Origin of the sequence: Micromonospora sp. R77, from assembly GCF_022747945.1 — a bacterium.
Taxonomy (GTDB): Bacteria; Actinomycetota; Actinomycetes; order Mycobacteriales; family Micromonosporaceae; genus Micromonospora.
In genome coordinates this window covers 387089-400792 of sequence record NZ_JALDST010000001.1, presented here as the reverse complement: position 1 = coordinate 400792, position 13704 = coordinate 387089, and the positions used below count along the sequence as shown (strand labels likewise).

General features: G+C 67.7%; 5 protein-coding genes. 2 read left to right on the top strand and 3 right to left on the bottom strand.

What is annotated here, in order from left to right:
* Positions 1-16 precede the first annotated feature (16 nt).
* Both MRQ36_RS01810 and MRQ36_RS01805 read left to right on the top strand, forming a co-directional pair.
* On the top strand, positions 17-1144 hold the full coding sequence (locus MRQ36_RS01810; RefSeq protein ID WP_242791985.1) for a hypothetical protein: 1128 nt from the start codon (positions 17-19) through the stop codon (positions 1142-1144).
* Between the two features lie 48 nt (positions 1145-1192).
* Positions 1193-2221 (top strand): CE1758 family FMN-dependent luciferase-like monooxygenase, encoded by a 1029-nt coding sequence (locus MRQ36_RS01805; protein WP_242791982.1) that lies wholly within the window; start codon positions 1193-1195, stop codon positions 2219-2221.
* 42 nt (positions 2222-2263) lie between these two features.
* Here MRQ36_RS01805 and MRQ36_RS01800 read toward each other — a convergent pair whose 3' ends face one another.
* The 3 genes from MRQ36_RS01800 to MRQ36_RS01790 form a co-directional block, all read right to left on the bottom strand.
* On the bottom strand, positions 2264-10255 hold the full coding sequence (locus MRQ36_RS01800; protein WP_242791972.1) for a hypothetical protein: 7992 nt from the start codon (positions 10253-10255) through the stop codon (positions 2264-2266).
* The gene (locus tag MRQ36_RS01795) at positions 10255-12486 is read right to left on the bottom strand and encodes a hypothetical protein (protein ID WP_242791970.1); all 2232 of its coding nucleotides are present in this window, start codon (positions 12484-12486) and stop codon (positions 10255-10257) included. The genes MRQ36_RS01800 and MRQ36_RS01795 overlap by 1 nt, the downstream gene beginning before the upstream one ends.
* 99 nt (positions 12487-12585) lie before the next feature.
* A complete protein-coding gene (locus tag MRQ36_RS01790; RefSeq protein WP_242791967.1) occupies positions 12586-13395 on the bottom strand; it encodes a hypothetical protein in 810 nt (269 codons plus the stop codon).
* Between the last annotated feature and the right edge of the window lie 309 nt (positions 13396-13704).

Here is a 13704-nt window from a genome sequence, read left to right as displayed (position 1 = left end):
TGCTACGGGCGCCCATGTGGCGGACCTGCTGGCCCTCTATTACCTCGACGCGCTCGACCGGCGTAGCGGGGAGCAGGTCGGCCACCATCTCCAGTCGTGCCAGCTGTGCCGGACGGCGGCGACCGAGGTGTGCGAGACGCTCGCCGCGCTGGCCCTGCTCAGCGACGACGGGGATGACCTGCTCAACCACTACGGGGCACTGGGGACGGCGGTGCCGCCGGCCTTTCCGGCGCGGTTCGCGCCGCAGGAGCTGGCAGGCCCGGCGGGCGAGGAGACCCAGGAGACCGACAAACGCCGGTTCCGGCATCGGCGCGGCCGTACGGGTGTCGAGACGGCAGCCCGGAAGGCGCCTGCCGCCGCTGGACCCGACCTCGGGCAGGGTAAGGCCTCGCAGCAGCGGGTGGCACCCCCGCCGGTCGCACCGGTCCAGAAGCCCTCGCAGCAGAGGATCGCACCCCCGCCGGTGGCGCCGATCCAAGAGCCCCCGCAGCAGAGGGCGGCACCCCGGCCGGTCGCACCGGTCCACAAGCCACCGCCCATTGAGCAGCGGGCTGCACTGCCGGCCGTACCGACGCAGCAGCCGGCCGCCCGACGGCCCCTTGCGCACCCGACCCGACCCGGCTTCGACCGCCCGCCGGACATCCCACATGCGGGCGACGGCCAGCGTGCGAGGTCCACCCGGAAGCGCCTCTTCTCCCGGCGATCCGCCACCCTCGCGAGCCTGAGCGCCCTGCTCCTGCTCACCCTCACGGTGGCCGGAATCGCCGCGCGGGCCCTGCTCGACCCGCCGGCCCTGGAAGGGCAGCCGGTCACCGTCCCCACCGCCGTCGCCTCCGCGACGGACCCGGACTCCGGCGCGAACATGTCGGTCCTCCTCACCGAAGGACGCGACAGGGTCACCGTGCGGGCCACACTGAGCGGTCTGGACGAGGGCACCGGCTACCGGCTCTACGGTTACACCTTCGACGGTCGGCGGTGGCCGCTGGTCAACTGGACCGGCCGGACCGGCGTGCACGAGGTCGCCGGCGAACTGCCGGTCGGCATCGCCGATCTATCCCACATCGCCGTCACCCACGGCGCCCGGGTCGTCGTCACGGTGTTCCTGCCTCGCAGCGCGGGTACGCCGGCCACCCCCGGCCGATGAGCCGGGCCGCGATCTGAACCGGTCGCCGGCTCCGGGCGTCTGACGGGTATGCAGATTGGTGTCTACAGTATCGGCGACCGCACTCCCGACCCCGTGACGGGCCGGATGCCGACGGAGAACGAGCGGATACACCACATGGCACGGATCGCCGAGCACGCCGAGGCGGCCGGCTTCGATGTCTTCGCCGTCGGCGAGCACCACCACCCGCCGTACGCCGTGTCCGCGCCGGCCGTGCTGCTGGGCTATCTGGCCGCGCGGACGAGCCGCTTGCTGCTCTCCACGGCGACGGCGCTCGTCACCACCAACGACCCGGTCCGGGTCGCCGAGGATTACGCGACCGTGCAGCATCTGTGCGAAGGCCGGTTGGACCTGATGCTCGGGCGGGGCATTTTCGGCCCTGTGTATCCGTGGTTCGGCCGCAACGCCGACGACAGTCACCGGCTGGCCGCCGAGAACTACCGGCTGCTACGCCGGCTGTGGGACGAGGACACCGTCGACTGGTCCGGTGAGTTCCGTACGCCGTTGCAGGGTTTCACGGCGGTGCCGCGGCCGTTCGCGGCCGAGCCGCCGTTCGTCTGGCACGCGGCGGTGTCCAGCCAGGAGACCGTGGAACTGGCTGCCGCCCACGGTGACGGCTTCTTCGCCAACCACATCATGTGGCCCTGGCAGCACACGGCCCGGCTGGTCCGGACCTTTCGCGAGCGGTACGCCGCGCACGGCCACGGCACCGCCGAGCAGGCGGTCGTCGGGCTGGGTGGACATGTCTTCGTCCGGCCGAGGTCACAGGACGCGGTCCGGGAGTTCCGGCCGTACTTCGACAACGCGCCCCTCTACGGCCACGGACCCTCGCTGGAGGAGCACATGAACACCACACCGATGACGGTGGGCAGCCCTCAGCAGATCATCGACGGGGTCCTCGGCTACCGGGAGTACGTCGGTGACTGTCACCGTCTGCTCTTCCTGATCGACCATGCCGGGCTGCCGGTGAGCACGGTGCTGGAACAGTTGGACATCCTCGGCTCCGAGGTGCTGCCCGTCCTGCGTCGCGAGCATGCCGGCGGGCCTCCGCCCGCCTGACCCGCCGCAGACCGGAAGCCGCGCGAGCACGGGCACGTCCGATCAGCACTTGTACACCTCCGCCAGCAGCCATTCGAGGCTGCTGCGCTCGGTGTCGTCGGTCATGCCGCCCTTGAGCTCACCGAGGGCGTTGACCCAAGCCTCCTTCTGGGTCGGTTCGAGGTCCCCGCGGTGAACCTCGATGAGCCTCTGCGCGTCGCCGAACCTGCCGGCCTTGACCTGGTCGATGGCCTGGAGCAGGGACACGGCGAAGTCGAAGCCGCCGTGCTCCACCTTCGGCGCGCCCAACCGGACCGCCTGGACCAGATCCACGAAGTCACCGGTGGCAACGCCGCCGTCCTGCGGGTCCTTCAGCTTGCCGGCCTTGTCGAGCTCGCCGACCGCACTCAGCAGCGTGCCCGGTCGCTCGGTCGGCAGGGCCTCCGTGAACCTGACCACCACGTCCACGTCCACGTACCGGCCGAAGCGCAGCAGGGGTGTGACCAGGGCGATGCTCATGCTGGTCGGGACCCGCTCGGCCATTCGCCTGGCCTGCTCCAGGTTTGCCTCGTTCAGCAGGTCGGTCCGGCGCTCTCCCAGCAGCTCGAACTGCTCGCGTACGCTCTTCGCGCCCCACGCCAGCGCGCCGAACGCCTCGGACACCGGGTGCACGGCGCTGGTCGGTCGGGTCAGGCGGAGGGCGGCGTCCACCAGGGACGCATTGATCTTGTCCCAGGTGGCGTCCGCTTCCCCGTCGTGTGCTGTTGCGGGCGTGGGCCCGTGTACCTTCCAGCTGTTGTCGACATTCAGCCCGTGAAGCCCGCCGGAACTCTGCGGTACCTCGTGCACGACAGCGACACCGTACCTAGCGAGCAGCGCGTCCAGGCTGCGCTTCTCGGGCCCCGGCGCGAGCCTTGATCCGCCGGTCACATCGTCGAGGGTGGGCCGGCCGCGGGTCACCACGATGAGCGTCCTCCCGGCCTGGGCGAGCTGTTCCAGCCGCTCGTTCAACCACTCGTACACCTGTCGGTCCACCGCGTCGCCAGCTGCCGTGCTGAGCCACACGAAATACTGGCCCTGTCGCTTGGACGCGATGCTCCTGAGGGCGCCCGGCGGTAACGTCGCCTTCTGGAGGCCAAGTACCGCCATGTCACTGAGCAGGTTCGGTGTGTCCTCGTACGGCCGCTTGATTCGGGCGAGAGAGTCCCGCAGCCACTGCGGCTCCGAGGTCAGGTCGCTGTCGCCCGTGCGCTGGCCCGCGGCCGGTACGGCTGCGTCGAGATCGGCCCCGCTGGGCTGCGGGGTGCCCGGTGTGACGGAGCCCTGCGAAACGGGTTCGGCGTCGCTGGCCGGTCCCTCGGCCAGACCCTTGTGTGGACGCAGGCGCTTCGGCTCGGCATGGCCGTTGTCGACGTCCACGTCGATGAGATGACGGTCCGCGAGTTTCTGGAACAGCGAGCCGGCGGTGAATTCGCCGGTCGACGAGCGGTATCCCACATCGTAGTCGGGCTGCACCGTCACACCGTCGCCATCGACGGTCAGCACGCGCAGCATGTGGCCGGTCTCGGCCCGCTCGGCCACCAGCCCGAGCGCGGCGAAGACCAGCTCGCCCGGCGTTCCGCCTCGGACGTACACCTGCACCACACCGGGGAGCATCGAACCGGCCCGCTCCGGGGCTTGGTCGGACTCCGCACCGCCGATGACGACCTTGCCGGTGACCCACCCCGCGACCATCTTCGATTCTTCGTCGGTCGGAAACGGCCGACGGGCCGACCAACCGAATCTCCCGAGGGGCGGGCGGGCGCCTGGGATGGATTTCTGACCACCAACTGGCCGCGCCCCCCGATTCTGTTCTCGGGAGAGCACCGCGGGGGTCAAGTCGTGATCCAGCGGCTGAAACTCCCCGTTCGCCGAGTGCTCCGCGAAGGTTCCGAGCGCAGCCACCTCCTGCGGAGGCGCCCCTTCGACTACGGGGGAGAACCGCATCGCGACCAACTGTCCGGGCGGGTTCGGCCGCGCATCCGGCGTGACGGGGGTCTGCAGGACATCGTCGTCGTGTGCCGGTGCGATCACCCGGATGTTCTTCTCCGGCGCGTCGCGCTCGAGTTGTGCGGCCAGCCGGGCGGCGAACGAGCGCTGATGCCTCGGGTCGGCCCCGCCGACAGGATGGAGCGCACGGATGTCACCGACCCCACCCACGGGCAGGACGACCAGGCCGCTGTCGCCCACGAGCGGGGCCAGCCGACTGGACAGGCCTGCCACGTCCTGGCCGCTGAATCGGTCGGTCAACGGGTCGTACCGGCCGGTGACCACTACCGAGGAGGGGAACATCTGCTGCGCGTGGGCCGCCGCCCAGTAGGTCTCAGCATCATCCCCGGCGGGGAAGAACCGCCCGGCGGGGGTCGGGATGCCGTCATCGAACACCGTCTCGACCGGGCGGCCCGGCGGGCTGAAGTAGGGGGCATTGGCCAGGGCCGTCTCGGGGTCCACCACCATCGATACTGCGTTGTCGAGCCGGAAGCCTTCGTCCACCAACATTTTTTCGCCGAGGGTCACCTGGAACCGCAGCAGCACGCTCGTCATCGTCAGCGGGTGCTGGCCCCTCTGTTCGGAGAAACTGGCATGCAATGAGCTGGTGGCTGCTGTGCTCCCCTTCGACAACTGCCTGCTCAGGCTTGCATTGGGAATGCCAACGGGTACCGCGTCCCGGGCGGGCAGGTCGGTCGCCCTGTCAGGCAGCGAAGACGTGGCGAAGCTGAGAATTGACTCCACTTCGTCGCGCTTGGTGCTCTGCACCTGTCGCCCGGCTGAAAATTTCGACTTGAAGCCGCGCTCGGTCCGCCGGGTCACGTCGAGGTAGCCATCGAGCGCAGCGTTGAAAAATTGGTATTGGATCCTGATTACGCCGGCTTCGCCCTTGAGTAAACCCTCTGAACGGCCCGTCTCGAACGAATGCCCGGTTCCCACCGCGTCTTCGACGACGGTCGGCGCCGCGAGCTGTTCAAGGATATGTAAGAGGTCGACCGCCGGAATTCCGTCACTGATAAACCTGTTGACCGACGACGTCCGCAGGACCTCGTGGATTTCAGCCGAGAGGGCGCGTACGACGTCGGGGTCGAATTCGAGCACGGTGACCCGGCCGTCCCGAATGTCGGAAACTGAGACGGGGAACCAGTTCATATCGGCCCGACTGTAATCGGGCCTCGACAGATTGAATGGCTCCAGCAGCGTCACCGTGGGCGGCGGGGCCGCTGAGGTCGCCTGCGCCGGATCTGGCAGCACGTCCTCTGAGGCGCCGACGTGCTCCCGAACCGTCGCCCTGCCGATCTCTGTCCTGGACTGGGACTCCAGCCCGGAGGCTCGCTCGAACGCGCTCGGCAGAGTGTAGCCCTCCGCCGTGACGAGGGTGGCGACGAACTCCACGGAGCCTTTGTACACATGTGAGGATTCGGCGTGATATGTGAGGAATTTCCGATCCATTTCTTGGTGGGCGGCAGCGCTCGTAGTCAAACCGGTGAGTATGCGCAGAACGTCAGGGTGTATGCGCCACGAGGTGGCGGTGCCGTTGGGGAAGCCCTGCATTCCGTACGAGGAGAAATGCCAGCCGTGCGCATCGATATTGGTGATCGACTGCTCGGTGGTGACCGTTTTCGCGCCGAAGCGGATGATCGTGCTGTCGAACTCGGCGTCGGCATGCTTGTAGCTGCCGCGACGGTACGCCCGCAAAACGATCACCGTTTTGCCGTCGATGGACAGGAGAGGGACGCCGGCGCCGAGCAGCGCTGGCATCATCGTCTGCAACCAGGTCAGCTCGGTGAACTCACTCAACTCTTTGAGCTCGGACCGGGGATCGCCCCAGCCGCGCCACTTCTCGATGATCAGGCCGACCAGATTGTTACGCTTCAGCAACGACGCGACCATCTGACCCACCGGATTGAGCTGGTTCGGCTGGCCCGCATCCGGCAATGGCTCCAGCCTCCGAGTCGACGACAACACCGGGATGCGCGACCAGTCCAGGGACCGAGGCACTCGGGGCGGCGGCCCAGACACCTCAGGGCCCGACCGTCGCAATACGGGAACCCCGGTGACGGAGATCCGGACCGGCTTTCCCCCGTCGACCGTCATCGTCCACTTCACGTCGACCAGATACCGGTCGTGGGTGGCCGGGCGCTCCTCCCATCGGCCGGTCGACGTCACCTGCGAGCGCACCGTGCCTTGTTGCGTGGATTTGTGGCCGACGACCCTCTTGGGCAAGGGAAGCAGCCCGAGCGATTGCGTGCCGTCCGGTTCGGCGCTCGTCCCGATCACGATTCCGTTCGGTATTGGTATGAACCCGGCTGCCGGCACTTCGGAGGCGCTGGTGTGCCCGTTCGCATCAAAAAGGACGCTTCCCACCGTCCGCTCCCAGACCGCCCAGTCGCGGCCCGGGATCCCCGTCTCTCCCTTCGGCCGCAATCGGGAAAACGTGCCGGTCAGCGTCACCCCGCTGCCGTCTTCAGGTGCCGCCAGGCCGGCCAGCACCAGCACTAGCCAGTTCGGGTTGGCCAGCCACAGCGTCAGGTCATCGATGGCAGCCTGCGACATTCCGGTTGGGGGTGTCCTGCGGAGCACCCCGGCCAGCGCCGGCCCGCCGAGCGTGCCCCTGACCAGATCGCCGGGGGCCAGCGAGGTCACCCCTGCCGGCACCTGGCTCCGCTCCGGTCCCGACCCGGCCGGGCTACGCGATCCCATGTCGTTCGAAGCAGCGGTGTCGACGACCGATATCCTCCCGATCGCTGCCGCCTCGTCCGGCGCGGGGGGCTCGCGCCGGGTGAACGGCTCGGGAACGGTGACCCTCACTTGGGCGGAGAGCACACTTGGCAGAGGGCTGCCGGTTCCGCTACGCACCTCGATGACGGCCTCAACGTCCGCCCAGAACGGGTACATCGTGCCTTCGTGCGAGACCGCCCCCACCCGCATCGAGCTTTCCCCTGCCCGCCGCTCCTGCGCGCCGGACCAGCCTTGCTCGTGGCCGCCCTGCACACCGACGTTGAGCAGTCCGAAACGCCCCGGCCCTCGCCCAGCGCCGGCTGCGGGCGACCTGAGAAGATCCACCGTGGCCAGGGCGGAAAGGTTCAACCCACGGTCGTTCTGCCGCCCGTCGGCGTACTCCTTTGCTGAGGTGGGGCCGGAGAACGTCAGATTGAAGCCCTGACGCGGAGGACTATGGGACGACAACGGCGGCGGTGCTCCGGAGGGCGCCGTCCTCTTGCGCAGGGAGAGCAGGAAGTGGTGAACCTCGACTTTCCCGTCCTTGTTCTCCCACGTGACGGTGAACGGCAGCCCGTAAAAGAAGCCGTCACTGTCGCCATCTGCCGCCGCGCCATTGGCGCCGTTGCTGCCCGGGTGAGGGTAAAGCAGATCCTGTAGGGCACGCAGGGCATTGGGGTCGTACAACGGCCCCAATTTCCTTTGAAGTTCGATCATCTCGAGGGCGCTACGCCGGGTGCCGGATTCGCCCACCAGCCGGAGCATTTCCGGGATCACCTCCTCCAAACCTGGCAGGCCGGTGACCACACCATCCCCAAGCGAGTCGCCGTTCTCGATCTCGGCCGGTAGATACCGGATGTCGGTGTCCTGCGGGTCAGTGCTCAGCTGCACCGGGCCAGTCGCCTCGTTGATCGACCGCAGCGACCGCTCGAACCTGTCGGCGTCCACCAAGGGCACATGGACGGTCATTGTGCCCGTAAAAGTGACGGGGGCGACCGGGCCGGCATCGGAGGTGACGTCGGCTTTCAACGCCGTCGTGACCTTGTAGACCGCCGTCGGTCCGGTCTCGGTGGTGATGTGCCAGGTGGTGCTGCCCTCGGCGTAGGTCACCGAATGCGTGTCCCCCCCGCTCACCTTGCCCGAGACGTTTGCCTTGAGATCGAGGCCGATCATCGCCGCCACTGGCAGAGCTCCGCCAAAGTTGGGCCGCAGGTAGGGTGCCAAGCCGGCCGAGCGGCCCTGCCCCTCGCCGGAGCCCTTCTGCTGATTGTGTCGGAAGTCGTTCTTGACCACGCCGTCCGATCGCTCGTCCACGCGCCGCACCTCCAGGGGCAGCCCGGAGACCACGATTGCGAACTTCTTTCCACCACCCTCGAAATCTTGGCTCACGGCGCCCGGGCCGACGAAGTTCAGGAATTCCTGTAGCGTCAGGCTCTCGTTGGCGAACCGATCTTCGATGTCGTTGCGGACCTCGTTTTCGGACAGGGACAGCGCGGCGACGACCTTTTCGGCGAGGGCTTGCGGGCCCGCGATGGATTCCGGTACCGCCGTACTGATAATCGCCTTCATCCGCCGACGCTGATCATCGGTGGGTTCCGCCGGCAGACTGACGTGGAAATCGGTCCCTGTTCTTCCACCCTGCACGTCCACCTGCTCGGCGGGGAACGACAACACCGCGGCACCTGCTCCACCGGTGTGGGTCTCTCGGACGTCACTCCTCTCCGGCAGGTAGTCGAACTCCAACTCGCCAAAGACGGGGACGTAGCGCGTGGTGCCGTCGAGGGGCATGCTGAGGTTCGCGGTGTAGGCCTGCTCGGAGAAGGTGGAATCCACATCCTTGAGACTGACGAATATGTCCGCGCCGACCTGCACCCATGGCAAATAAGGGGTTCCCTGCAGAATGCGCACCCCGAACGGCAGCTTGGTTCCCAGAGCCTTGGCCGTCGTCTCTGTGGTCCGGTGCGACATGTGGTAGCCGGGGTCGATCGACGTTCCGGCGATCTCTCCGGACAGCGATTTCTTCACCTCGGCGGCGGGAATCGGGCGCAGTTTACCGTCAGCCGAACGGGAGGGGCCATTCAGCTTCCACCGCACCGTCAGCCGGGACCGCTCGCCGCCGCGAGTGACCCACAGATGCAGACCGATCCCGGTCAACCTGCGTCCGAATTCGACGGCGCCCAAGTCTTTGTGACGGCGCTGGATCCCATCGCGGATGTCCTGATTGATCTTGAGCTGCTCCGCTGGGTCGGAGGACATCTGCGGGCGGTGCTTGATCACCATCTGTGCGACCATGCCGGGGTCCGTCAGCGGGCGTTCGCCGATCTTTTCCAGCCTGCCGCGCTCACCCCAGCCCAGCGTGCCGGGTGATCCGCCGAGAGAATCGAACCCGACCGGCAGTAGTACCTCGGGCTGGCCTGCCGCCGCCGCCGCCTTCAGGAACTGGTCCGCGTCCAACTTCTGGCGGGCGTGACGATCAACGGTTGCGGCCGGGGCCGGCAGCGACACGGAGATGGACTCCGGACGCCGAGGCAGCGACGCCGGTAGCCGATTGTCATCCCGCACCGCAAGGCCGGATTCGTGCATCGTGGCGACAAACGTGTAGGTGCGGCCGGAGGCGGTTACGGTGAACTTCGCCATCTGTCCGGGAGCGAGACCGTCAAGAAGCGACACCAGTTCGGCGTAGGTGTGCAGGGGCAGCGGCTCGGTGAACCCGGCCGGCGGCTCGGTGGTCGGAATCGGCAGCGCGTCGACCACCACGCGTGGTAGGCCGATCTCGGCGGTGTCCGAGGTGATACGCAGTTGGCCGCGCATCGCCGGGTAGTGAAGGTCCGACATGCCCGCGGGCTCGGTGAAATCCCGCACCAGATGGTTCTCGGGTATCACCCGGACGCCGGTCGCGGTAGCCAAGTCTGCTGGGACACCGCGCTCGACGGTGATGGGTAGGAACCGGTCGTCGACGGGGTGGAGCAGGTCGGGATGTCCTGGCAGATCGAGGTACACGCGGAGGCGATTGGCGATGGCCAGAGCCTCGTCGCGGCTGAGGTGGCTAGGCTCCGGGTCAAGCGTCACGGCCATCCGTGCGACAGTCGCCGGATGTTGTCTACCCAGCGCCTCGGTCACCGTCGCGCCCTCGGCCCCACCGAGGGCGAGCGAGGCGGCGGTCAGGCCAACGAGGTGCACCTGCACCACGCCGTCGATGGGCGCCTTTTGAGCAGGCACCTTTGTCTTCTCCAGTTGGAGGATGAAGCCAGACTCGGTCGGCCGGAAGCCGTAGAGGCAGATATCCGGGAGAGAGGTGCCGGGCATTACGCACCGGCCTTGTCGTGACAGATCACGATGTGATTCATCATGTCCTTGAAAACCAACTCGTGATCCGGAAACGCCGGCACGACGATGTCCTTGAAGATGTAGTGCCAGGCGACCCGATCCGGACCGCTGAGGCAGTCGGTGGCCTTGAGCAGGTCGCGCCAGCCGACTGCCGTCTCCTCAGCGCCTACGATGTTGGCGATCGCCTCCACGACAGCGGCGTGCGCGCGGAAGATTTCCGCTTGGCCCGGGGTGCGCTTTGCCCGTTCTTCCTCGAGTTCGCCCTTGGCGCGCACCACCGCGAGGACGTCAGCGATGCTGACCTGTGTCATGGCGCTGCTGCTCGCGGCCTGGAGCAACTCCCGTAACCACAGGAGGTTCGTTTCATAGGGACCTACCTCCCTGCCGAGGCGGGCTCCGTCCAGGGGACGTCCGGTGAGGTAGCCAAGGAACAACGTGGAGTCGGCCGTCTGGGTGTGCGCCGCCACCGGTTCCGCGAGCCAGGGGTTCTGCGGTTCCAGCGGAGCCCTGCCGCGCAGTGTCTGATCGGCCCGTGCACGCAGATCCTGCTCGATCAATACCCGGAAAGCGCTCAGAACCCGGTTCTCCCGGTAGAACGGACTTTCCTTGATCAGCCCGTACCGGTAGGGCCGTTCTCCGTTGGCCTTGTCCGCTGCTTCCAGGGCCCTCAACTCCTGGGCGACCTGTTCGGTGCGCAACTCGGCCCCAAATCGCTCCAGGTATTCCCTTGCTGCCTCCCACGTCGGCTGAGTGACGAACTCCGCTACCCGTGCCGAGGGAGCGGCTTTTGTCGGGTCGGCAAGTGCCACGGCTCGCGTCAACGCGTCGTCTGTGAGGCTGGGGTATCGTTCCCGGTGTACCGACCGGGCCCCCTGCACATCCCAACGCCTGTCGAAGCCGACCATCGTCGGTTGTACCGAGGCCCGTCCGTGCTGGTCGGCAACGATGAACTTCAGTTCATCGTTGTCCTCCGTGGCTACCACCACCAGGATCTCAGGATTCGCTGCCAAGGTGTGGTGCAGTTCCGACGCAGCGAGCTTGTCCAGGGTGGATCCGTGCTTGGTGCGAGGGCCACGGCGGACGTTGACCACGAGGATCTTGCCGCCGTGTCCGTCGAGCGCCGCCATGATCTCGTTGATTGCGGCGGATGGCCCGTCCGGGCCGAGCAGGATCGTGTTGCCGCTCAGTCGGGCGTTCGCCGACACCCGCGGCGTCCACGTCGGCTCGGCCGGCAGCTCAGGCTGGTACGGCACACCGTCCGGGTCAACGACGACGAACGTGCTGTGCGGGTGTTCCAGGACGGCCGTTCTCGGGTCGACGGCCCCATCCAGCACCACCGGAGCGAGCGGCTGGCCACCGGTCGCCCACCGCAACTGCCCGGCGTCGTCCTGCACCAGCCAGAACGAACCGGGAGTCGGGGAGTCGAACGGAGCGTGAACCAGTGCCGCAGCCGCCCGACCCGACTCGAACTCCTGCAGTATGTTCGCCATGGGCATGGGCGCCGACGCCAGGCCGAGGGCATCGTCCAGACGCGGTCGAGACAGCGGGCTCGTGGTGGCGAGCAGTTCCGTGAGGGAAAGCTCGGGTAGATCGCCGAACATCGCGTAGTACACGCCGGCCAGAGGCGTGAGGTCACCCACCGCCACGCCGTCATCCCCGGCCGTTCGGCTCCCATCGGTCGCGAGCTGGCTGATCTTGGCCACGGAGGGTCGTTGGTCCGCCGCCGCAGCCAACTTGGCGAGCTGCCTGCGGTTCGCCATCAGTGCTTCGGGCAGCAGACGGTAGGCGTTAGGCGGTAGGCCGGTCGTACCGAAATGCATTGTCGTTCCGACCGGCTCCAGTCGGGCCTCCAGGTGCTTCGGCACATCGCCCTTGACGGCAGTTCCCGGCACCCCGACGACGATGCCTAACCCGTCCTGCACCCGGGCTGTGTCTTCCAGACCGCTGAGGTGCCCGGAGGACTCCGGGTCGAACGGGATCACCGTCAGCCGGCCGTCCATGGCCACCAGGTGGTGTAGGTAGTCACGAAAGCTTGTGGAGGTGGCTGCCGACAGGGGAGTGAGCACCGCGATGCCACCCGGGACCTTGGTCCGGCGGGCGAGTTCGTACACCTGATGGTGGACCGTCACCCCGACGGAGCCGGCGATGTACTGGAAAATGCTGGGCCCGACAAGGGTGAGCATTTCGCGGCAGATCCGAAGCACATCCACGTCGCCTCTCCTCCGCTCTGTCACTCATTGCCGACTATGGCCTATCTCACAAGGGCACCGGCAAGTCCTCGTTCACATGACAGGGGCGGAAGCGACGGCTCAGGTCTGCTCCTCGGCGAGTGGACTCAGCAAGGCGGCGACGGCACGGTGACGGTCCACCAGGGGCAGCGTCGCCGGAACGGGGCCCGCCCGGCGGATGTGGTCGAGGAACGCCGGCTCGGGAGCAAGAGCATGAGTTCGTAGGTAGTACGTGACCGCGTCGTTCCAGACCCACCTGCCGTCGGTGCGGAACCCCATCGGCACGACCATGCCTCGGGGCAGGTCCCGGAAATCCACCATCACGGCTGCCGTGGACACGATCGGGGTGCCGTTGTCGAGATACCGCAACACCGCGTTCGCCTCGCCACCGCTCAACAGCAGATGATCGTCCGACCACGCCGGTCCGGTCTCCGGGTCGTCGTGGTCGAAGAGCCGAGCGATCATGACGGGTCCATCGGCGTTCGCGGCCCACAGCAGTGCCGCGCCACCGAGTGCCGCCTGAGCGTGCGGCGAACCAGCCCCTCCGGTCGGGAAGAACTCGACCACTGCGTCCGTGCCGGCGGCAGCCGATGCCGCCGCCACGTCCACAACCGCGTCGGGGTCCTCGACCTCAGCCACGTACACCCGGCGTAGGGCAGCGGAGCTGTCGTCGGCATCCCGCCGGTACGCCCGCCAGAGCGCCACCGCGCCGCCCATGCCGGTGACCGCCTCGACCACCGCCAGATCCACGTTGTCGGTCGCGTCCTCCCACACGGATCGCGTCGCGTTGGTCAGATCAACGATCGGCGGCATGACCTCGCCCCAGAACGGGTTGAAGTGCCGCAGAGGCTGGAAGAAGTAGCTCTGGGCCACGGCCCCACCGGTTGCCATGGGCGGATCCTTGCTCCGCCGGCCGAGAGGGATGAAGGTCCCCATTCGGGGGACAGGCGCCCTCGTGTTGCCCTAGCTTGATCTTCAACCAGTGCGTCGTGGTCGCGGCAGTCGCCCGCACCGCCGGGGAACTGCTTGCCACCGCCGCAAGCCCAGCCTGCTCGAACGTCTGAACCTCGCAGGCCTCGACACCTGACGCTTGGTTCGCCGCCCGGCGACCGTCACCGAGGCGCGCAAGATCGTGGACCGCCCGGCACGACGCCCCACACAGCCGACGCCGGCGGCGGTGGGCTCCAGGTGTCCGTCAGG

Bases quoted from the DNA above. Each gene is read 5' to 3' on its own strand.
- MRQ36_RS01805 (WP_242791982.1), top strand. From the start codon at position 1,193: ATGCAGATTGGTGTCTACAGTATCGGCGACCGCACTCCCGACCCCGTG.
- MRQ36_RS01800 (WP_242791972.1), bottom strand. From the start codon at position 10,255: ATGCCCGGCACCTCTCTCCCGGATATCTGCCTCTACGGCTTCCGGCCG.
- MRQ36_RS01790 (WP_242791967.1), bottom strand. From the start codon at position 13,395: ATGGCAACCGGTGGGGCCGTGGCCCAGAGCTACTTCTTCCAGCCTCTG.